General features: G+C 59.2%; 20 protein-coding genes. 11 read left to right on the top strand and 9 right to left on the bottom strand.

The genetic code is table 11. The features are described from left to right. Nucleotides 1-3 precede the first annotated feature (3 nt). The 5 genes from N2600_RS33115 to N2600_RS33095 are packed head-to-tail and all read right to left on the bottom strand — an operon-like array spanning nucleotide 4 to nucleotide 5,414. The gene (locus N2600_RS33115; RefSeq protein ID WP_170277468.1) at nucleotides 4-1,467 is read right to left on the bottom strand and encodes a hydrogenase 4 subunit F; all 1,464 of its coding nucleotides are present in this window, start codon (nucleotides 1,465-1,467) and stop codon (nucleotides 4-6) included. Beyond that, nucleotides 1,464-2,129, bottom strand: a complete 666-nt coding sequence (locus N2600_RS33110; protein WP_026154626.1) for a hydrogenase-4 component E — start codon at nucleotides 2,127-2,129, stop codon at nucleotides 1,464-1,466. The genes N2600_RS33115 and N2600_RS33110 overlap by 4 nt, the downstream gene beginning before the upstream one ends. Continuing rightward, nucleotides 2,129-3,085 (bottom strand): respiratory chain complex I subunit 1 family protein, encoded by a 957-nt coding sequence (locus N2600_RS33105; protein ID WP_170277469.1) that lies wholly within the window; start codon nucleotides 3,083-3,085, stop codon nucleotides 2,129-2,131. The genes N2600_RS33110 and N2600_RS33105 overlap by 1 nt, the downstream gene beginning before the upstream one ends. Further along, on the bottom strand, nucleotides 3,076-5,097 hold the full coding sequence (hyfB, locus tag N2600_RS33100) for a hydrogenase 4 subunit B (protein ID WP_260299741.1): 2,022 nt from the start codon (nucleotides 5,095-5,097) through the stop codon (nucleotides 3,076-3,078). The genes N2600_RS33105 and hyfB overlap by 10 nt, the downstream gene beginning before the upstream one ends. Then, nucleotides 5,094-5,414, bottom strand: coding sequence for a helix-turn-helix domain-containing protein (locus tag N2600_RS33095; RefSeq protein WP_170277471.1), 321 nt, complete (start codon nucleotides 5,412-5,414; stop codon nucleotides 5,094-5,096). Before N2600_RS33095 ends, hyfB begins: the two co-directional genes overlap by 4 nt. 235 nt (nucleotides 5,415-5,649) lie before the next feature. On the opposite strand from N2600_RS33095, the gene N2600_RS33090 reads away from it, so the two are divergent. The 3 genes from N2600_RS33090 (at nucleotide 5,650) to N2600_RS33075 (ending at nucleotide 9,420) form a co-directional block, all read left to right on the top strand. Continuing rightward, the gene (locus tag N2600_RS33090) at nucleotides 5,650-7,068 is read left to right on the top strand and encodes an NfeD family protein (protein ID WP_222384922.1); all 1,419 of its coding nucleotides are present in this window, start codon (nucleotides 5,650-5,652) and stop codon (nucleotides 7,066-7,068) included. After that, a complete protein-coding gene (locus tag N2600_RS33085) occupies nucleotides 7,065-7,850 on the top strand; it encodes a slipin family protein (RefSeq protein ID WP_260299740.1) in 786 nt (261 codons plus the stop codon). Before N2600_RS33090 ends, N2600_RS33085 begins: the two co-directional genes overlap by 4 nt. 457 nt (nucleotides 7,851-8,307) lie before the next feature. Next, complete coding sequence (locus tag N2600_RS33075; RefSeq protein WP_260299739.1) at nucleotides 8,308-9,420, top strand: site-2 protease family protein; 1,113 nt, start codon at nucleotides 8,308-8,310, stop codon at nucleotides 9,418-9,420. 177 nt (nucleotides 9,421-9,597) lie between these two features. Here N2600_RS33075 and N2600_RS33070 read toward each other — a convergent pair whose 3' ends face one another. Continuing rightward, nucleotides 9,598-9,765, bottom strand: coding sequence for a hypothetical protein (locus N2600_RS33070; protein WP_260299738.1), 168 nt, complete (start codon nucleotides 9,763-9,765; stop codon nucleotides 9,598-9,600). A 123-nt stretch (nucleotides 9,766-9,888) separates the two neighbouring features. Continuing rightward, nucleotides 9,889-10,834 (bottom strand): IS630 family transposase gene (locus N2600_RS33065; protein WP_222282285.1). Its coding sequence is split into 2 segments (ribosomal slippage): nucleotides 9,889-10,494 and nucleotides 10,496-10,834, totalling 945 coding nucleotides; the frame shifts between segments, so codons are not numbered across the junction. Nucleotides 10,835-11,121: 287 nt separating this feature from the next. Between N2600_RS33065 and N2600_RS33060 the strand changes: the two genes are divergently transcribed. Both N2600_RS33060 and N2600_RS33055 read left to right on the top strand, forming a co-directional pair. After that, nucleotides 11,122-11,361 (top strand): DUF4167 domain-containing protein, encoded by a 240-nt coding sequence (locus tag N2600_RS33060; RefSeq protein ID WP_170277474.1) that lies wholly within the window; start codon nucleotides 11,122-11,124, stop codon nucleotides 11,359-11,361. A gap of 315 nt (nucleotides 11,362-11,676) precedes the next feature. Further along, nucleotides 11,677-12,003, top strand: a complete 327-nt coding sequence (locus tag N2600_RS33055) for a hypothetical protein (RefSeq protein ID WP_260299737.1) — start codon at nucleotides 11,677-11,679, stop codon at nucleotides 12,001-12,003. A 390-nt stretch (nucleotides 12,004-12,393) separates the two neighbouring features. Here N2600_RS33055 and N2600_RS33050 read toward each other — a convergent pair whose 3' ends face one another. Both N2600_RS33050 and N2600_RS33045 read right to left on the bottom strand, forming a co-directional pair. Continuing rightward, nucleotides 12,394-12,654 carry a hypothetical protein gene (locus N2600_RS33050; protein ID WP_260299736.1) on the bottom strand — a complete coding sequence of 87 codons (261 nt, stop codon included), beginning with the start codon at nucleotides 12,652-12,654 and terminating at the stop codon, nucleotides 12,394-12,396. Between the two features lie 326 nt (nucleotides 12,655-12,980). After that, nucleotides 12,981-13,427 carry a hypothetical protein gene (locus N2600_RS33045; protein ID WP_170277476.1) on the bottom strand — a complete coding sequence of 149 codons (447 nt, stop codon included), beginning with the start codon at nucleotides 13,425-13,427 and terminating at the stop codon, nucleotides 12,981-12,983. A 995-nt stretch (nucleotides 13,428-14,422) separates the two neighbouring features. Here N2600_RS33045 and N2600_RS33040 point away from each other — a divergent pair. The 6 genes from N2600_RS33040 (at nucleotide 14,423) to N2600_RS33015 (ending at nucleotide 19,294) form a co-directional block, all read left to right on the top strand. Beyond that, nucleotides 14,423-14,662 carry a hypothetical protein gene (locus N2600_RS33040; protein WP_020486284.1) on the top strand — a complete coding sequence of 80 codons (240 nt, stop codon included), beginning with the start codon at nucleotides 14,423-14,425 and terminating at the stop codon, nucleotides 14,660-14,662. A gap of 18 nt (nucleotides 14,663-14,680) precedes the next feature. Then, nucleotides 14,681-15,145, top strand: a complete 465-nt coding sequence (locus N2600_RS33035) for a YbhB/YbcL family Raf kinase inhibitor-like protein (protein ID WP_170277477.1) — start codon at nucleotides 14,681-14,683, stop codon at nucleotides 15,143-15,145. Between the two features lie 421 nt (nucleotides 15,146-15,566). Next, nucleotides 15,567-15,839, top strand: a complete 273-nt coding sequence (locus N2600_RS33030) for a hypothetical protein (protein ID WP_260299735.1) — start codon at nucleotides 15,567-15,569, stop codon at nucleotides 15,837-15,839. Nucleotides 15,840-16,045: 206 nt separating this feature from the next. Beyond that, entirely contained in the window at nucleotides 16,046-18,040 is a 1,995-nt protein-coding gene (locus N2600_RS33025) for a protein-L-isoaspartate(D-aspartate) O-methyltransferase (RefSeq protein WP_260112069.1), read from the top strand. Between the two features lie 15 nt (nucleotides 18,041-18,055). Further along, nucleotides 18,056-18,958 (top strand): hypothetical protein, encoded by a 903-nt coding sequence (locus tag N2600_RS33020; protein WP_246709781.1) that lies wholly within the window; start codon nucleotides 18,056-18,058, stop codon nucleotides 18,956-18,958. A 66-nt stretch (nucleotides 18,959-19,024) separates the two neighbouring features. Next, nucleotides 19,025-19,294: a hypothetical protein gene (locus N2600_RS33015; RefSeq protein WP_017968767.1), complete on the top strand. Its 270-nt coding sequence runs from the start codon at nucleotides 19,025-19,027 to the stop codon at nucleotides 19,292-19,294. Nucleotides 19,295-19,432 lie beyond the last annotated feature (138 nt).

The following is a 19,432-nucleotide window of genomic DNA, read 5'->3' as shown; positions in this document are numbered from 1 at the left end:
CTATCATCGAAGAAGGTTGGCTATATGCTGGAACCAGGCGACCAGCGGCGGCGGCAGGTAAATGCCTGCGCCCAGCACGAGCGCCAGATGGGAATACATCGGTATGTAGGAAGCCTCGGCCGGCGCGGTGCTGCCGCGCGGCTGTCCGAAGGCAACGCCGGTGAGCCGCAGCAACAAAGCACCGAAGGCGATCAGAAGGCCGAAGACGAGCGGAAGGGCGAGCAGGGGCTGACGGGCAAAGGTGGAGCTCACGACGAGGAACTCGCTCATGAAAATTCCCAGCGGCGGCAGGCCGGCAATGGCAACGACGCCGATCACCAGCCCCCAGCCGAGTCCCGGATGCGTTTCGGTGAGGCCGCGAATGCTGGAAAGCCTTTGCGTTCCCTTGATCTGTGCGATGTGGCCGACGGCAAAGAAGATCGCCGATTTGGTGAGCGAGTGCATGACCATGTGCAGCAGCCCGGCGAAATTGGCGATCGGCCCGCCCAAGCCGAAGGCAAAGACGATGATGCCCATATGCTCAATGGAGGAATAGGCGAACAGGCGTTTGATGTCGCGGCGGCGATAGAGCATGAACGCGGCGAAGACGAGCGATATAAGCCCCATCGTCATCATCAACGGCCCGGGGGCGATCGCCTCGGGACTGGCGGCAAGCAGTATCTTGAAGCGCAGAACGGCATAGAGCGCGACATTCAGAAGGAGGCCGGAGAGCACCGCCGAGATCGGCGTCGGCCCCTCGGCGTGCGCGTCGGGCAGCCAGGCATGCAGCGGCGCAAGACCGACCTTGGTGCCATAGCCGAGCAGCAGAAATACGAAGGCGACATTGAGGAGAGCAGGGTCGAAGGCGGCAGCGTGCTCGATCAGGAAGGTCCAGACCATGGCGTCATAGCCTTCGCCGACGACTGGCTGTGCCGCCATATAGACGAGAATGGTGCCGAACAGCGCAAAGGCGATGCCGACGCTTCCCAGAATGAAATATTTCCACGCGGCCTCAAGCGCTTCGTGCGTGCGGTAGATGCCAACCATCAGCACGGTCGTCAGCGTCGCAAGCTCGACGGCGACCCACATCAGACCGATATTGTTCGACACGAAGGCGAGGTTCATGCCGAACATCATGGTCTGATACATGGCGTGATAGAAGCGAAGGTTCGCGGGCGTTAGCCGGCCGGTTTCCAGTTCATGTGCGATGTAGCTGGCGCTGAAGATACTGGTGGTGAAACCGACGAAGGCGTTGAGGACGATGAAGACGATATTGAGATCGTCGACGAGGAGATACAGTCCCGGTATCGGCCTTGTGGTCACGAGCAGCGAAAGAGCAGCAAGCAGGGTCAGCAGGCTCGCGACGACGTTCAGCCGGGCCGTCAGCCGATAGCCGGGCAGGAGCGCCAGCATGGCCGCCGCAACGACCGGTATCAGAAGAACGGCCGTGACAGCATCGAAGGCCAGAACGGGGAAGAAAGCGTTCATTTCCGCCTTCTTCCCTTGAAATCATCGAGCGCACGGACATCGACGGTGTCGAACCGTTCGCGGATGCGAAACAGGAAGACGCCGATGACGATGAAGGCGATCAGGATCGAGAAGGCGACGCTGATCTCGACGACCAGCGGCATGCCCTTTGCGCCGGTCGCAGCGAGCACCAGCCCGTTCTCGAGCGACATGAACCCGACGACCTGGCTGACGGCATTGCGGCGCGTGACCATCACCAGCAGCCCGAGCAGCAGGACTGACAACGCGAAGGCAAGATCTTCGCGCGCCAAAGGATTGGCTTCAGGCGTGACGCGCAGCATGACCACCATCGCCAGTGCGACAAGTCCGATACCGGCCAGCATTGTCGGGCCGATGCCGACGACGGTCTCGATCTCACGGTGGATGCCGAGTTGCCGGATCATGCGGTGGAGCGCCACGGGGATGATGACGGCCTTGAAGACAAGCGCAATCGCCGCCGTCAGGTAGAGATGTGGAGCATCCTGGACGAAAGCTTGCCAGGCCACCGACAGCGTCAGCACAAGCGAATGCAGCGCAAAGACGTTGAGCAGCGCATAAAGGCGATCCTGATACAGCATCATCATGCTGACCAGCACCAGACCACCGGCAAGCATGTGGGCAATATCGAAAACAAGACCGCTCATCACAGGCTCCTCGAGACAAACAGCAGGAGGGTGGCGAGCAGGCCAAGCATGAGTGCCGCACCCAGAAACTCCGGCACCCGGAAGATCCTCATCTTGGCGGTGGCGGTTTCGAACAGGGCAAGCAGCATGCCGCCGACCGCAAGCTTGGCGAGGTAGGCGAGCAGGCCGACCGGATATGCGGCGAGGCCCGCCCCTGGGACCGCGAGTTTCCAGGGGACAAACATGCAGGCGATCAGGGAGATGTAGAGCAGCAGCTTGAGAGAGGCGGCCAGTTCGATCATCGCGAGATGACGGCCGGAGTATTCTAGCACCATGGCCTCATGCACCATGGTGAGTTCAAGGTGTGTTGCCGGGTTGTCGACTGGGATGCGGGCATTTTCGGCAATCGCCACCATGATCAGAGCGATCAGCGCGATGCCAAGCGAAACCCGTAACCCCACTTGTGGAGAGGTCATGAAGGCGGCGATGGTAGAAAGCTGGCTCGAGCCGGCGACAAGCGCAAGCGTAAAGATGATGAGCAGCATCGCCGGCTCGGCAAGCGTCGCGATCATAACCTCGCGGCTCGATCCGAGGCCGCCGAAGCTGGTGCCGACATCCATGCCGGCAAGTGCCAGCAAGAAGCGCCCGCTGCCAAGCAGGGAAATGATGGCGACCAGGTCTGCGGTCCAGCTGAACATGAGCCCCGTCGCGAAGGTCGGAATGATCGCCGCAGCAACCCAGGTGACAGCGAAAATCAGATAAGGGGCTACCCGGAACAGCCAGGACGCATTCTCTGCCAGTACCACTTCCTTGCGCAGAAGCCGCAGGACGTCGCGGTAGGGCTGGACAACGGATGGCCCCTGCCGGCGCAGCAATCGCGCCTTGACCTTGCGGATGAAGCCAGTCAGCAGCGGTGCCAGCAACACGACCGCTGCCATCTGGACTGCCTGGACGAGGAGGGCGGAGATCACGACCATAGCGCCAGCACAAGGAGCAGGAAGACGAGCGCCAGGAAGACCAGGCTCAGATAGCGCCTGATGGTGAGGAATTGCAGGTGATTGAGCTTTTCTGCGATAGACGCAACGGCGCCTACGATAGGCACGTAAAGCCCATCCCAAATCAGATCACGCGATACGACGGTAAGACGCGCCGGCCGCAGATCGCCCGGCGCTGGCATATCAACCTGTTCGCGCGCCCGGAAGGCGAGCGTCCCGAAAACCCGCCGGATGGGCTGGGCGAAGCTGCCGGCAGTATATTGCGTTGCAGGATCGGCCTCGGGAAAGCCGCAGTCCCAGGCGGGTGCCCGCCGCAGAGCCCGCGAGGCGAAGCGGTGGACGAGATAGGCCGTAAGCGACGCCGAGAACGCGGTGAACAGGAAGACGAGCAGGCCATTATAGGAACTGCGGGTCTCAGTGATCGGTACGATCGACAACCATGGGACCCCCATCTGTACCGGCATGCTGGTGCCGATCAGGGCGAGCGTCACGGGGGCGAGACTGTCCATGACGACCCCAGGCAGAATGCCGGCGAGAAGGCACAATGCGGCCGGCACGAACATGGCGGCAAGCGACAAGCGGTCGACCTCCCGTGCTTGCCCGACGACCAGCGTTCTTGGACGTCCAAGGAAGGTCACGCCGAATGCCTTGACGAAACAGGCAGCTGCGAGTGCTGCCGAAAATGCCAGCAAGCCACCGATAGCCGGGATGATGATCTTCAGCCCCCATTGCGGCAGCTCGGGGCTTTGAAGAACGGCCTGGAAGGCCAGCCATTCCGAGACAAAGCCGTTAAATGGCGGCAGCGCTGAGATTGCCATACAGCCGACAAGAAACGCAAAACTGGTAAACGGCATCCGATGGATGAGCCCGCCCAGTTTCTCCATGTCCGATTCGGCCGTCGCCACCAGCACGGCGCCGGCGCCGAAGAAGAGTAGGCTCTTGAAGAATGAGTGGTTGAGAACGTGAAACAGGGCGGCGGTGAGCGCCAATGCCGCCGCCAATCCCATGCCATTCGCCTCAAAGGCGAGTGCAAGCCCGAGGCTGACAAAGATAACGCCGATATTCTCGATTGTGCTGTAGGCAAGAAGGCGCTTGAGGTCCTTCTCCATCAGTGCGTGCAGGATGCCCAGCACCGCGGTCCCGCCGCCGAGAACCAGCACGACAACGCTTGACCACGCCGTCGGTGTGCCGAGCAGGTCGAAGACAACCCGGATGAAGCCGTAGACTGCGACCTTGGTCATGACACCGCTCATGAGTGCCGAAACATGGCTCGGCGCGGCCGGGTGTGCCAGCGGTAGCCAGACATGCAATGGCACGAGCCCTGCCTTCGAGCCGGCGCCGAGCAACAGGAGAATGAGCACAATGCCGGCTGTAGATGACGTGTGCTCGGCAGCGCGCATAGCGTCGAAATCGTAACTGCCTTCGGGGCCGGCGAGCAGGCCGAAAGCGAGGAGCAGGGCCAAGGTACCGAAGCTCGCCATGACGATATAGAGGTAACCTGCCTTCCGGTTGCCGGCGTCGCGATGGTACGCCATCACCAGTGCCCAGGAGGCCAACGACATAAATTCCCAGGAGAGCAGGAAGGTAAAGGCGTCGTCCGCCAGAACTACGAGGTTCATGCCAGCGAGAAAGGCCGGGAAAAACGGCAGTACCCGTTGCGGCGCACGTTCGTGACGGCCGTAGCCGAGCCCGTAGAGACTGGCGAGGGCGCCCCCGAGATTGACGACCACAAGGAAGAAGGCGGCAATCGCGTCGAGCCGGAAATGGGCTCCCAGCCACGGCAAGCCAATGGGGAGGGTGAGCGTTGACGTCGAGGTGGGAGAGATCGCCGCAGCAAGTTGGACGAGCGCGGTCGCAAAGGCGATACTCGAAACAACAAGGCTTGCGCCATAGATCACCTGTGTCGCGCGGCCGGACCGCGCAGCCAAGATCGCCAGGATCGCCGTTCCCAAAAAAGCCGTCGCACATAACAGCATGACGACCGCCGGCGTCATGGGTGGGGCCTCGGTGCGCGCACGGTTCCCGGTATTTTGGAGGATTTCCGCTGCATGGGCTCGACGCTGGCGGTTGCCTTCAGCCGGACCCCGCGCCCACCACCTTCGCTGACCGCGCCCTCGTTGATTACCTCGATGCCAGCGGTATCCAAGGCTTCGAGCAGCCGCATGAGCGAGTCCACATTGCCGCGAACCACATGGGCGCTTGACTCCATGCGCTGGATGGTCGGCACCGAAATCCCGGCCAGTCCGGCCAACTGCCGCTGGTCGATACCGAGAAGGGCCCTGGCGGCCCGCAGCTGAGCGGCAGTAATCACGATTCAACCATCGCTTTTATTACTCAGGCTCTGATATTCGAAGTCTACGGCCTCCTTATTGATGTTTCAAATCAATATTGCGAAGACATGAAGATCACGCTGAGGTCTCGAGACGCGCGTCAGACTTTGGTGGCGACCGACGGGCCTCCAAAGTCTCATGCGCGCGTTGCGATAGCCGCGGGTGGCCAAGACGCTTCCGCTTATCTTTTGGTGATTCTGGCGTATACTTGAAACTATGAATAGTTATCGCGCGATGGTGCGATCCTGGAGGTTTTGCCGACAAGCAATTCGAATCTTCGCTCTGGCACTCATTTTGGGTTCGGCATCCCTATTTTCCGCCGCACCGACAGCGGGTTCGGAGCGCGTCGCCCTGTTATTGCGGTTGAATGGCGCCGTCAGCCCGGCGTCGGCCGACTATGTGAAACGCAGCCTTGAGCTTGCCAACGAACGCGGAGTGACGCTGGTCGTTCTGCAAATGGACACACCCGGCGGCCTCGATACGTCAATGCGGGAAATCATTCGCGCAATCCTTGCCTCGTCCGTGCCTGTCGCGAGTTTCGTAGCCCCGAGTGGCGCACGTGCGGCCAGCGCTGGCACTTACATTTTATATGCCAGCCATATCGCTGCCATGGCGCCAGGCACCAATTTGGGTGCGGCAACGCCCATTGCCTTCGGTGGGAGCGGGTTCGACGGTGACGACGACCGTGACCGCAAGCAGCAACAGCCGCGCAACGCCCCAGAGGCAAAAGCAGTGAACGACGCGGCTGCCTATCTTCGAGGGCTGGCTGAGCTTCGCAATCGCAATGCCGACTGGGCAGAACGGGCGGTGCGCGACGCCGCAAGCCTTTCATCGATCGCTGCCCAACGTGCAAAAGTCATCGATTTCACCGCAACCACAGTTGATGATCTGTTGGCGCAAGCCAATGGTTATACGGTGCGCGTGGGAGAGGCGGACATACAGCTCGATACAACCGGTCTCATCGTCCAAAACGTCGAGCCCGATTGGAGGACGCGCCTGCTCTCGGTCATTGCCGATCCGAACGTGGCACTCATCCTGATGATCATTGGTATCTACGGCCTGATCTTCGAGTTTCTTACGCCCGGTGCGGTGATCCCTGGAACAGTCGGCGGCATCTGTCTTTTACTCGGTCTTTATGCTTTGGCCATGCTGCCAGTAAGTTACGCAGGAGTCGGCCTCGTCGTTCTTGCTGTCGCGCTGTTCGTTGCGGAAGCGCATACGCCGACGTTCGGCATCCTCGGCCTCGGCGGTGCGGTCGCGCTCGTTCTTGGCGCAACAATTCTCTTCGATACGGATGCGCCGGATTTGGAAGTGAGCTGGCCAGTCCTGGTTGGCGTCGGCATTTCAGGCCTTGCGTTCAGCTTCATTGTCGCTCGGCTTGCGTTCACCGCCCGCCGGCACGCCGTCGTGACGGGTGCGGAGCAGATGATCGGCATTTCCGGCAAAGTTTCCGATTGGACGGACACCACTGGCTACATCGTCGCCCATGGAGAGCGCTGGAGGGCGGTCTCCGCCGAACGGCTCACAGTTGGAGTGGATGTGACGGTCATCGCTCGAGAGGGGCTAACGCTGGAGGTTGCCCGCAAGCCGCTCGGAGATCAACGGCCGCTGGAAGGCAGGGAGAAAAGCGCATGACCATGTTTGGAGATTTTATCTTCTATGTCGTCGGGATCATCCTGTTGCTGGTTATCATCGCGAGTGCGGTCAAGATCCTGCGCGAGTATGAGCGTGCCGTTGTTTTCACACTTGGCCGATTCACCGGCGTAAAGGGCCCCGGATTGATCCTGCTCGTTCCCTACGTGCAGCAGATGGTGCGGGTCGATTTGCGGACACGCGTGCTCGATGTACCCAGCCAGGACGTCATCTCTCATGACAACGTCTCTGTCCGCGTCAGTGCGGTGATTTATTTCAGGGTCATCGATCCTGAAAAGTCGGCGATTCAGGTCGAGGATTTCATGACAGCCACGAGCCAGCTTGCCCAGACGACGTTGCGCTCGGTGCTCGGCAAGCACGATCTCGATGAGATGCTCGCGGAGCGCGACAAGCTCAACGAAGATATCCAGAGAATGCTCGACACTCAAACTGACGCGTGGGGTATCAAAGTCGCCAACGTCGAGATCAAACATGTCGACATCAACGAGTCCATGATCCGTGCGATTGCCCGCCAGGCAGAGGCCGAACGCGAGCGGCGTGCGAAAGTCATAAATGCCGAGGGCGAGCAGCAGGCCGCGGCGAAGCTGGTGGAAGCGGCCGAAATCCTGGCCCGGCAGCCTCTGGCCATGCAGTTGCGCTATTTAAGCGCATTGAACGTCATTGCCGCAGAAGGGAACTCAACGATTATATTCCCCTTCCCGATGGAACTAGCTCATCTCCTGGCCGCCAGGGCGGACACACCAACTAGAGCATCGGGCGATTAACAAGCAACGCACCCTGCTTCTTTGAAATAGATCCAGCAGTCGTTCCGTGTGAACAGGTCCGCAGACTTCCGACGGCTTTCCACAAGTCGTCGTAAGTTCTGGCCTTTTTCTTTCGCAGCAGCGTCTTGAGTTTGGAGAAGGCCATCTCGATGGGATTAAGGTCCGGAGAGGGGGCCACGCGGCTATCGCATGTGCGAGGCGCCAGATAGCGATGGCCAGTATTTCCATTATCTCTCCATGTGGCTGTTTTCGCTGGCCAGACTGGGCATGCCTGACTGTCGTATATGTCCTTCATGCGGAACTTCAACTGCCGCTGCGTGTTTCCTGCAGATGTCTGACAACGACTTTCGTATACATTGCGATATCTCGGCGCTTGCATCGCTGCGGACGCGTATTCGCGGCTTTGAATGGCCGCGCGAGGCTGCCGGCAGCGGGTGAGAACGGAAGGAAGTGCCTGATGGGTTGGTCCTTCAAGATCGGGACGGTCGGCGGCACGATGATACGCGTTCATATCACCTTCGCGCTCCTGCTCGTCTGGATATGGCTTGCGCATTATCGGGTCGGCGGCGCGCCGGCGGCGTGGGAGGGCATTGCCTTTATCCTATCCGTCTTTGCCTGCGTCGTATTACATGAGTTCGGCCATATTGTCGCTGCACGCTACTTCGGGATCAAAACGCCGGATATTACCTTGCTGCCAATAGGAGGTGTCGCCCGTCTTGAGCGCATGCCCGAAGAACCACATCAGGAACTGCTGATTGCCATCGCCGGTCCGCTGGTCAATCTGGCGATTGCCGGGCTGATCGTTCTCGTGCTCGGCGCATCGGTGGGCGTGGAGCAGATCATCGAAGTCGACGACCCGAAGATCGGCTTCTTCACGAGGCTCGCCGGCGTCAACATCTTTCTGGTATTCTTCAACATGATCCCCGCCTTTCCGATGGACGGGGGACGGGTGCTGCGTGCCGCTCTCGCTTCGCATCTTACCTGGTCGCGTGCGACGCAGATTGCCGCTGTGATCGGCCAGGGGCTTGCGTTCGTCTTTGGTTTCATCGGTCTCTATTATAACCCGCTGCTGATCTTTATCGGTATTTTCGTCTATCTCGCCGCGGCGGCAGAGGCGCAGAATGCGCAGATCCGCGAGATCTCCGGCAGCGTTCTGATCAGCGATGTCATGGTCACCAAATTCGCAAGGCTCGATCGTTCGGCGAGTATCGACGAGGCAATCGAGATGCTGCTTGCGACAACGCAACGCGAATTTCCAGTGGTTGATTCTGCCGGCCATTTTGAAGGTCTCCTGACGCGTGACGACATGATCCGTGGCTTGAAGGACAAAGGCCCCAACATGCCGGTCGCAAGCGCGATGCGCGTCGATATTCCAAAAATCCATCATCGCAAGAGCCTGGAAGAGAGCCTACGATTGATGCAGCAGGGAAATGTGCCAGCCATCGCCGTTGTAGACGGTGCTGATCATCTCATCGGCCTCATCACGCATGAGACGATCGGAGAAATGATGATGGTCCGCGCCGCGGTATCAGACGGTTTTCGATTTGGCCGCCTGCGGAGACACCAGTGAGATTAGCCGTGGGCTCACGGCCTTGTTCAAAGAGCCTTTGATAAGGAATCAGGCAGCGGATCGTGGCGGGACATGACAAAAACTTCGTCAACCTGCCGCCCAACGAAAACGAGAAGTACCTGTCCGCCTGAGTCGGGCGCGGGTCCTGCCTGCCCGCTAGCGGCCTGCGATGCCGGGTTAGAAAGACCGCAGCGCGGGCAGGCCGTCGATCAGCTTGGCGGTCAGTCCGGGATCAGCTCCTTCCAGGTTGAAACGGCTATAATGCAGTTTTATATAAAATGCATTCGAGGGTTGAGGCGTCGTGTGCCAGAAGAGGCACATGTTTGCTGTGTGGCTTTTATTCATCGCCATTCTCCGGGCCGCTGACCATTTCAGTCCGAAACAAAGCAGCCAAGTTTGGTCTTGTCGCTTGTGGGCATATGCAAGGTTTCTGAACTGAAACGGTAATTGCACTAAAGCGGGATTGTTTTATGTCCGTTCATATCCGGCTTCCTTGAAGTAGTTTTGGCACTCTTTCGGCGAGACGGTTTGAAGGGTGGCTGCCAGCGCGTCGTCGATGGCCTGTCGGGTTCGAGCCTGCGCCTTGCGCAGCTCGTGCTTGATCTTGGCGAAGAGTTTTTCGATCGGATTGAGATCGGGGGAATACTGCGGCAGGAAGAACAATCTGGCGCCGGCCTTGCGGATGGCGGCACGGATAGCGCCGGCCTTGTGCGAGCCGAGATTGTCCATGACGACGATGTCGCCGGGTTTGAGCTCCGGTACCAGCACCCTCTCGACATAGATGCGAAAGCGTTCGCCATTGATCGGGCCGTCGATGATCCACGGTGCGCTGACGCGGTCGGCCCTGAGGGCTGCGACAAAAGTCATGGTATTCCAGTGGCCGAAGGGCGCATGGCCCAACAGCCGTTCGCCGCGCGGCGCCCAGCCCCTGAGCGGCGTCATATTCGTCTTCGTCCAGGTTTCGTCGATAAAGACAAGGCGAGATGGATCGATGCGATGGCGATGCTTCAGCCAGCGCGCCCGCCGGGCGGCAACATCGGGCCGCTCGCGCTCGCTGGCGACCAACGTCTTTTTTATAACTCAGCCCTTCCTCATGCACGAAGGTCCGGACGGCGCTGTAATCCACTTTCAGGCCGCGCTCTCCGAGTTCCGCCACCAACCCGCGCAAGGTGAACGCCTGCATGTGGCAGCGATCGATCAACCAGACCCGATGTTTACCTGAGATCGCCCGTGGCTTGTGCCCGCCCATCTGGCCGGGAGCCGCGCTGCCCGTCTCACGCAAGCGCCGGACCCAGTCGATCGCGGTGCTGATGCCAATGCCGAAGCGCTTTGCCGCCGCTCGACACGACAGGCCCTCGCGCGTTACTGCGCCAACAACGCGTTCCCGAAGATCATCCGAAAAAGGTTTCGCCATCCAGACCGGCCTCCTGCACCGGCCAGAATGGTGAATCTGATTTGCACCAGAAAGGGAATCCCTGTTCCGATTCCGACTAAAACAATCCCGCTCTAAGATGCTTCCTGATCATCGGCCGAACCAGGCGCTTTCCGGCTCGAGCTTTTAGGGAAACTGATCATCATCGGTTTCAGCCGCGAAAAGTCGCGGGATTGTCGCAGCCAACGGCCGCGCTCTCAACGTTTTCTACTGTCTCGCCCATATCCACAACCAAGGAGCAAGCCACGTCGCTGGCTTGAAAACACACAATGAACAGACCGCAATCGCCTAACATTGGCTTGAAAAAGATATCTGCAAACACCGGCTCTCGAAGATCTTCCCGTATGGCCGGAAACGCAAAACAGCGTCATGAGCATTATCTCGCTCTTGCCCGCGAAAAAGCTTTATCCGGTGATCGGATCGAAGCCGAAAACTACTATCAGCATGCAGAGCATTATTTCCGCAGCGCCGCGGCCATTGAGCCAGCCGCACAGGAAACAAATCTGTAGTGGCGAGCGCCAGGCCCGCTTTTGCCCGATGCGACCGGCTCCGGCGGAAGCCAGCCTGAACAGCGCGTCCATCAGGGTCAAACTCCGCTTTCCTCTTGCCGAACGGGCGCCGTATGGCGGCGAAAGCACGCATATTGCTGAGCTTTTGGAACGGTCGCGTGTTTGCGGAGTTTCGACCTAAGCTGCCGCGGCGCTAAGGCTACCGTAGCCAGCGAACAATAACCTGTGAGAAGCCGTGCCGCGGTGCCTACGTGGGCTAGCACGGCGATAGACGACCAACGAGCGGCCTCGTTGGAACCGAAAGGGAGAATGATGATGGCCAGGAATGCAAAACAGGAACTGGTGAATTTCGTTGTCAGGCGTGCGCTCGATCCGGTCATGAAGGCAAAGCCGGACGGTCGACCGGAGGCTGAGAAACGCACGTTGGAACATGTCCAGGACGCGACCCGATCGGAGATCGAGCGCTATCGCGGCTACGGTTCTGCGCAGGAGGTCGTCGTCAACTTTCGGCGCGACCTTAATTCACCTGCCGCCGAGAAAGTTCATGCAGATCTCAAGGCACTGCACCTGCCGACCATCAACGACATCGAGAATGAGTTCGATGCAAAGGTGGAAGACCTTGGGGTTCAGGTTTCCTCCTAGCCTGCGGCCGGGTCGGAACATGCCGTCTCGCTCGTGTCGCAGGCCGCCTTCTGCGTCGTATGAAGTTTGATGTGCGGCTGGAAAAGTCGCGGCCCGGCAAGTTCGACTGCGCTGTAGTAGGTCCCGATATAGTGTGCATTTCTCGGAGATGGCTCTGAGCGCGCGGAGAATTATGGCGTCGCTTACTTGAGGATGCGGGAACCTTCTTGGTTCTCAGCAGCGATCGTGTGAAGGACGAGATATACCATGTCTTCGAAGCGATCGTCCGGATCGGCACCACTTGCTGCAGCGGCAGCCGCGATTCGCAAACCAGCGTGGCAATAATCTCGTCCTGCTTCGGCAATCGCCCGTTCTGGATCGGGCGTGGCGGGTGATAACTCCTCGCCGACTCTATCCGCTGAGCGTGCTTACTTCTCCAATGAATGCGGACCAAAAATGAACGACCCGATTTGGACCAATGTATTCAATTCGATAGCCGTGGCCATGCGCTTTTCCCATGAAGCTGTTTGTGCCCATCAGGTCTGTTGTGAAGGCATCCTCATCTGCGTTTGTCGTTTCGGCAAAATTCGCCTTTAGCCAATTCATGCCGCGCTCCGAAGTAGCAACGACCTGCCAGATGCGCTCGGCGGTCTTTTCCACCCGTAAATGCATTTGCCGAAATCATTTGCCGAAATTGTTGCGCTGCTAAGAGATCGGGACTTACGGCGCGCCGGCCCGTTCGCCCATGAACTGAGCTGAATGGTAGATGTCTTCTCCCTCCGTTTGCCAATATTCTCACGATAACGCCTTCGGCGGCCAGACGCCGTTCACTGAAAGTGATTGCCGTGAAGTGGCCGTCTCCATGACGCTCGACCACATCGGCTTCTGGCGCGCCATTCTCTCAACAATCGTCGGGCTGGCCGATGTAAACCCAAACCGGCCTCCAACGTCTGCCTTGGTGTCGTCGCTTATTTCAACGGCGCTTCGCACAAATGGACCTATCGCACGAAAAAGTTTCGCAGCCTGGCCAAAATGCTTTGCCGATCGCCTGCGGCGATCACTGCACGGACATGACGAGCGGCCGTCGCGGAGCTGACCGTCGCCCCGAAGTGGCAATAGCAGACAAGTCTATGCAGCTGGTTGTCACTCAGTTCGAAGAACCTCTGGGCTTCGCCGTAGCTGTCGTTCTCCAGACCGGCTGCTCGCATCACCGGGTCGGCAAACGCCACCGAGATCGGCGAATGGTGGGCGCGCATGATCGCACGCTCCCCGGCCGGCTGATATTCCGTCTGATGCAGGGTTGAAAGTGCATGATGCTCACTGCGCTCCAGAAGTTCCGCCCAGCGTTCAAGGCGTTCGCGGCGCGACATTGCCGGTGCCGGACGCGGGTAGTCGAGATTGATGCTGGCGACGGTCTGCAGTTGTTCAAGGGCATGGTGCTTCATCGAAGCCTCCTTTTCGGACGATAGCTGGTCCAAGCATCTGGGACATATTCCCAAATTGAGCGTGACTTCGACGCGCGATCAAGTGACGGAGATTTTTTGTCGCGCTTCGATTTCCTCTCCGGACGAGAGCTGGAACTCGCTCCTGCCCGTTTGCGCCCGCCAACGGGCGAACTTAGGATGCGTTCAGGCTGCCGACTGCGTCGGGAATGTTTTGAGCTACCAAACCCAATTGTCGACGGAAGGTTCCGATAAAATTCCAGGTTGATGCGAGCACTTCAACATTGCCCCGTCGGATTCCACAGGGCTCCCTGTTCAACCATTGCTTCGATGCATGCCTGCAATCTCATCAGGAAGCTTTTCTTAAGAGATTTGGTTTGAAACCGCGTTGTCGCGCAAATTGACCTCGATTTCTTTCTCCTCGAGGCCGGGCAATTCAGCGGTGATGTCATATGCTTGATCGGTTTCGTGCAGGTCAAAGCTCGGCCATAAACTCCCAGCGGTATTTGCGGTGGCGGCATCGACCGTCGGGGAAAAAGCGGTTGATTTCTCAACGGAACGACATGAACGGATCGAGCCCCGGCGGATGGAGGCCCCGAGAGGGTGTCGAAGTCGTTATGTTACGGTTTGTCATGGCTTTTCTCCTGCTTCGTTGCTGGCTGTCGCCCAACAGGTGGCAATTTAAGGAAACCACCGGTCCGCAAAGATATTCCGCGGGCAAACGAGAAAGATGCATGCTGCAAATAGCCGCAAATTAAAGACCATCGGCAAAGCTGTTACGGGCCGCCGCTCCGGTGACAAAAGCCGAATTCCTACGGCATGAGAATCCGGGAGTGCCCCACAGAAACTTAAGCACCATTCTTCCAAATCCAAGGGAACAATGAGAACGCCGGTGGGTTCGACTATGCGATTAGAAAAGTCGGGCCGTCCACAGCGATCGGCCGCGGGCAAATTCACCGAATTGCAAGGCATGCGCCTGCTAAGGAAGGAAAAATGTCATGACGGGCAGAAAGACTCATGAGCAACAACTTCGCGTTATCGAAAAACGCGAGAAAACCGCAAATGCCGACGAGGCGTTCGACGCGGCGGCAGATCTGCATCGAAATGAACAGGCAAGGGAAGCCTATCGAAAAGGAACCGACCTGAAGGCCGACCCAGATCTTCGCAGTGAAGATCGGAACATGGTCCGGGGCCTCAATCAGGAAAGCGGGCACAAAAAAGGAAGCGGCTCTTCCTGACAAGGAAAGGAAATTGTCATGGCTTTGACATTGATCAGCAAGGCCTTTGCGCAAGATCAACCAATCCCCAGCAAATATGCGCGGGCGGGCGAGAATCTTTTTCCGCCGCTCGCCTGGAGCGGCGCTCCCGATGAAACCAGAAGCTTTGCTCTGGTCGTCGAGGATCCGGACGCTCCAAACGGCACTTTCCGTCACTGCGGTATTGCCAATATCCCAGCGCAATGGACTGCGCTTGCGGAAAGCGCCGACACAGCGCCGGAGCGAGCGCCGCGGTTTTATAAGAACGATTTCGGCAATGCCCGTTACGATGGCCCGCAACCGCCGCCCGGCGATCGCCCTCATCGCTACATCTTCCGCCTTGCCGCCCTCGATGTGGCGAAGCTCTCGATTCCGGATGCCGCCGGCATAGGCACGATGTGGGCAGAGGCAAAGAAACACGCACTGGAGGAGGCAAGCGTCACAGGTACGTACCAAACACAATAGCCAAAGGAGATAACAATCCATTTGGACAGCGAGACGCAGCAATGCGTCGACAACTGCCTGCGCTGCCAGAGCATCTGAATGGGGCGTCAAATAGGTCTTCGGCTATTCTGTGACGGGATTAACCATGTTTTCCGAGCGCTCAATCGCGCAGGCGTCTGTATCGCGACGTCTGGTCCCGGCGCCTCCTAGATGGCGTCCCGAGGGTGGTGCCGACGCACATTAGTTTCGAGCAGATGCGCAAACATCTCCTTGGCCGCCGATGAAGGAGGATTCGCATAAGCGGCGTGAGCCGCGGCACGGTGCACCAGGTCGTCAGCGCTCTGATACCAGGGAAAACCTGAAGTGCTGTTGTTGATCCAGTGGTGTCGTCATCGGAACATTCCGAAGGCAATCCGGCTCAATAGGAGAAAAGGAGCATAAGATGCGTACGTTTCGACGATATCGGAAAGGCGAGGCGAGTGTCGGCTCAATTGTCATCAAGTTCTATCACTCGGGTGACCAAATCAGAGGATATATCAGGAAGGTCACCGACCCCAAGCAGGAGAAGGATACCGTTTTCCCGAGCGAGGAACTGCAGGTGGACGATGCGTTTCTGATGGCCGAGAACAAGCACCGGGAAGCGCCCGACACGCCCATGTTCGTCGAGCTTGCGGAAGGTATACGCTGGAATCCCACCTGGGGCAGATTGATTTGATGCGAGGGAATTGACGGCAAGATGGATTTGCCTCCAGCGCTGAATTTGATCCTGACTCAGGCGTTGAAACCATTGTCGAGGCGATCGAGCCGCTGATGTTGCGGGCTGGCGAGAAACGCAACAAGCAAGTGCCCCGACATCGGGGGTCGGCCTGTTGCATAGCCATAAATTACTAAGGAAACGGCCGCAAAAGGAAGGAGGCCGGGATGGTCGACTACCAGCGCATGCGCGATCACATGGTCGACGTCTACATAAGACGGCGGGGGATACGGGATGAGCATGTCCTGAAGGCGATGCGCACCGTGCCGAGAGAGCGTTTCGTTGCCGAAGGCATGGCAGAGTTCGCCTATGAGGATGCGCCGCTCCCGATAGAGGAGGGGCAGACCATTTCGCAGCCCTATATCGTCGCCGCGATGATCGAGGCGGCGGAGGTGCGCCCGGGCGATCGTATTCTCGAGGTCGGAGCCGGTTCCGGCTACGCGGCCGCGGTGATCGGCCAGATCGCGGCGCATGTCTATGCGATCGAGCGCCACGGGGCCTTGGCTAGGTCGGCAAAGCGGCGGATGGCTGATCTCGGCTATGGCAATGTGGAGGTTCTTGCCGGCGACGGCACCCGCGGACTTCCTGAACAAGCGCCGTTCGACGCCATTTTGGTGGCCGCGGGTGGTCCTGTCGTGCCGGAGGCGCTGAAGGAACAACTCGCAATCGGCGGGCGGCTCGTGATTCCTGTCGGTGAAGAGTTCAGCCAGACACTCTGCAAGGTCATCCGGCGCACCGAGACCAGCTACGAGGAAACGAATCTTGGGGCTGTGATGTTCGTGCCGCTGATCGGGGAGCAGGGATGGTCCGAGGATGGCCGCCGCACCGCGAGCAATCACAAGCCCGGCGCCTCACGAAAGCAGAGCCTGCCGGAGATGATTGCCGAAGCGGCCGAAGACCTGCCCGGTTTCGACGACCCCGCCTTCGGCCGCTTGTTCAACCGCTTTGTTGATCGGCGCGTGGTCTTGCTTGGGGAAGCGAGCCATGGGACGCTCGAATTTTACCAGGCCCGAGCCGCGATCACACGTCATTTGATCGCCAATCACGGCTATAGGATCATTGCTGTCGAGGCAGATTGGCCGGACGCGGCGAAAGTTGATCGATACGTCCGACATCGATCCGCGTCCGACCGTAAAGAGTCTCCGTTTCAACGATTTCCGACCTGGATGTGGCGCAACACGGAAGTTCGGGCACTGACGGAGTGGATGCGGGAGCACAATGCGGGTCTCGACGCCATGGAGGATCGGGCTGGCTTCTACGGGCTCGACATCTACAACATGTCCGATTCGATCGGCGCCGTGCTTGACTATCTGGATCGGGTCGACCCGCAGGCGGCAGCGGTCGCGCGCGAGCGCTACGGCTGCCTGACGCCCTGGCAGAAGAATCCCGCGACTTATGGCCGGGCGACACTCAGCCGCGGTTATGCAGAATGCGAGCAGGCGGTGATCGACCAATGCCAGGAGCTCTTCCGCCGGCGGTTGGACTATGCCGACAACGACGGCGATGCCTTCCTCGATGCCACCCAGAATGCCCGGCTGATTGCATCTGCGGAACGCTACTATCGCATCATGTACTATGGCGGAGCGGAAAGCTGGAACCTGCGTGACAAGCATATGTTCGAAACGCTGCAGCATCTGCTTGACGCGAAGGGACCGGATGCCAAGGCGATCGTCTGGGCCCACAACAGTCATATCGGTGACGCGCGCTTTACCGATATGGGCGCAACGCGTGATGAGTTCAACATCGGCCAGCTTTGCCGAGAGGCTTTCGGAGACGACGCGGCTCTCATCGGTTTTGGCACCCATAGCGGTACGGTGGCGGCCGCCAATGACTGGGATGGAGATATGGAGGTCATGCGCGTAAACCCCTCCCGAGCCGACAGCTATGAAAGGATGTGCCATGATGCGGGCAAGCGCCGCTTCCTCCTCGACTTGTTGCCTGGCAGGCACGAGCCGCTCAGGCGCCGCCTCTCGGAGCCGCGGCTCGAGCGTTTCATCGGCGTTGTCTACCGGCCAGACACAGAGCTGTGGAGCCACTACAGCCAAGCGATCCTTCCCGAGCAATTCGATGCCTACGTCTGGTTCGATGAGACCCAGGCAGTGACGCCGCTCGGGCCGGAGCACCATCGCGGCATGCCAGAAACCTATCCCTTCGGTGAATAGACGATGCTTCGCGACATGGATTATGTCCTGGCCAAGCTCGACTGGATGCGCAGCGAACGCATCTGGCCCAATGGGTTGCGCTATCTCTGGACCGACGCGTTCGGTGTCGTGCTCTATCTGTCGCTTTACCGACAGACTGGTGAAGAGCGCTGGCTGGATGCGGCGGAGGAACTGGTCGGCGAGGTCGGGCGCGTCCTGGGGCGGCCACGTGGCTATCGCATCGGCGAGGCGTCAGACCGAGATGGCCAGTACTTCCATTATCTTGCCATGTGGCTGTTTGCGCTGGCCAGACTGGGCGATGTGAAGCCGGAGTACCGCGCGAAGGGCATCGCAGTCGCCAAGGCGATCCACCCGGCTTTCGTCCTGCCCGGGCGCGGCGTGATCTGGAAGATGCAGGAGGATCTGAGTGCGCCGTATCCCGGCTATGGCCTGGGGGCGATGGACGCGTTCGATGGGTATGTTTCCTACTCTCTTCTCGATCGGAACGCGCTAGCCGCCGAAATCGCCGAAATGCGAACGCTGATCGAGCGGCAGTACCGCACGCTGGACATCGACCAGGATCTCGGTCTTGGCATGATGCTGTGGCTCTGCCATTTCTTCCCGACAGAGGATTGGGCACGCGTCCAGACGGAACGGAGCCTGGCGGCGCTCGATCGATTGTGGATTGACCCGCCGGGTTATTACGGGCGTGCCAGCTACGCACCGCATGTCCGTATTGCCTTCGCCAATTATGGCGTATCGCTGGGATTGCAGGCAATCGATCGATGGCCGGAGCGGGTCGACCGGCTGAACACCTATTTCGATGTCTACCGCTCAAATGACGAATATGACAGGGAAGCGATCACCCATGTCATGGCCTGCGCCTCGCATCTTCCCGGCCTCTTTCTGAACGCTGACAACCGAGACAGGGGCGGGTAAGGCGAAGTGCTTCACTGGAACAAATCTTTCAGGTTGTCGTTCGCCGATCAGTGAAGGATTACCTCAATGAACGACATGGCAGACGAAACGGAAGCGCGGTTGAACGCCCACCGCCGGCTCTTTGTGTCACTGCTCACAATCATCGCCGGCGATCCAAAGTTTCATCAGGCGTTGGAATCGCTGGCGCACGAAAATGAAACCGTCGGCGATCAGGAAGAAGATCCCGGTGCCGAACCGAGCAGGGCTTTCGCCATTCAGGGCCTGGCGAACGACGAAATCCGTGCAATTCTCAAAGATGCCCTCGCACGGGCGCTCGCCCGAAAGCGAAGCCGGTGACTGCAAGAGATACAAATTTGAATCCGACATGCGGCAGCGGTCGAATTGAACGGCCATAGGCAAACCTACATCGCCGGCACGAACTTCGGTCCATCCGATGCTGCGCGCCGATCTGTTCGAGGCGCTGGTCGTGTTGAT

The organism is Rhizobium sp. WSM1274 (genome assembly GCF_025200775.1).
GTDB lineage: Bacteria > Pseudomonadota > Alphaproteobacteria > Rhizobiales > Rhizobiaceae > Rhizobium > Rhizobium leguminosarum_I.
Note: the sequence above shows the minus strand (reverse complement) of the source record. Positions and strands in the feature narration are given on the sequence as shown.

What these genes read in the sequence shown, in the direction of transcription:
- N2600_RS33110 (WP_026154626.1), bottom strand. Translation starts at nt 2,129, where the DNA reads ATGAGCGGTCTTGTTTTCGATATTGCCCACATGCTTGCCGGTGGTCTG.
- N2600_RS33025 (WP_260112069.1), top strand. Translation starts at nt 16,046, where the DNA reads ATGGTCGACTACCAGCGCATGCGCGATCACATGGTCGACGTCTACATA.
- N2600_RS33040 (WP_020486284.1), top strand. Translation starts at nt 14,423, where the DNA reads ATGACGGGCAGAAAGACTCATGAGCAACAACTTCGCGTTATCGAAAAA.
- N2600_RS33020 (WP_246709781.1), top strand. Translation starts at nt 18,056, where the DNA reads ATGGATTATGTCCTGGCCAAGCTCGACTGGATGCGCAGCGAACGCATC.
- N2600_RS33090 (WP_222384922.1), top strand. Translation starts at nt 5,650, where the DNA reads ATGAATAGTTATCGCGCGATGGTGCGATCCTGGAGGTTTTGCCGACAA.
- N2600_RS33015 (WP_017968767.1), top strand. Translation starts at nt 19,025, where the DNA reads ATGAACGACATGGCAGACGAAACGGAAGCGCGGTTGAACGCCCACCGC.
- N2600_RS33070 (WP_260299738.1), bottom strand. Translation starts at nt 9,765, where the DNA reads ATGAATAAAAGCCACACAGCAAACATGTGCCTCTTCTGGCACACGACG.
- N2600_RS33030 (WP_260299735.1), top strand. Translation starts at nt 15,567, where the DNA reads ATGCGTACGTTTCGACGATATCGGAAAGGCGAGGCGAGTGTCGGCTCA.
- N2600_RS33050 (WP_260299736.1), bottom strand. Translation starts at nt 12,654, where the DNA reads ATGCATTTACGGGTGGAAAAGACCGCCGAGCGCATCTGGCAGGTCGTT.
- N2600_RS33085 (WP_260299740.1), top strand. Translation starts at nt 7,065, where the DNA reads ATGACCATGTTTGGAGATTTTATCTTCTATGTCGTCGGGATCATCCTG.
- N2600_RS33105 (WP_170277469.1), bottom strand. Translation starts at nt 3,085, where the DNA reads ATGGTCGTGATCTCCGCCCTCCTCGTCCAGGCAGTCCAGATGGCAGCG.
- N2600_RS33060 (WP_170277474.1), top strand. Translation starts at nt 11,122, where the DNA reads ATGAACAGACCGCAATCGCCTAACATTGGCTTGAAAAAGATATCTGCA.
- hyfB (WP_260299741.1), bottom strand. Translation starts at nt 5,097, where the DNA reads ATGACGCCGGCGGTCGTCATGCTGTTATGTGCGACGGCTTTTTTGGGA.
- N2600_RS33035 (WP_170277477.1), top strand. Translation starts at nt 14,681, where the DNA reads ATGGCTTTGACATTGATCAGCAAGGCCTTTGCGCAAGATCAACCAATC.
- N2600_RS33055 (WP_260299737.1), top strand. Translation starts at nt 11,677, where the DNA reads ATGGCCAGGAATGCAAAACAGGAACTGGTGAATTTCGTTGTCAGGCGT.
- N2600_RS33115 (WP_170277468.1), bottom strand. Translation starts at nt 1,467, where the DNA reads ATGAACGCTTTCTTCCCCGTTCTGGCCTTCGATGCTGTCACGGCCGTT.
- N2600_RS33045 (WP_170277476.1), bottom strand. Translation starts at nt 13,427, where the DNA reads ATGAAGCACCATGCCCTTGAACAACTGCAGACCGTCGCCAGCATCAAT.
- N2600_RS33075 (WP_260299739.1), top strand. Translation starts at nt 8,308, where the DNA reads ATGGGTTGGTCCTTCAAGATCGGGACGGTCGGCGGCACGATGATACGC.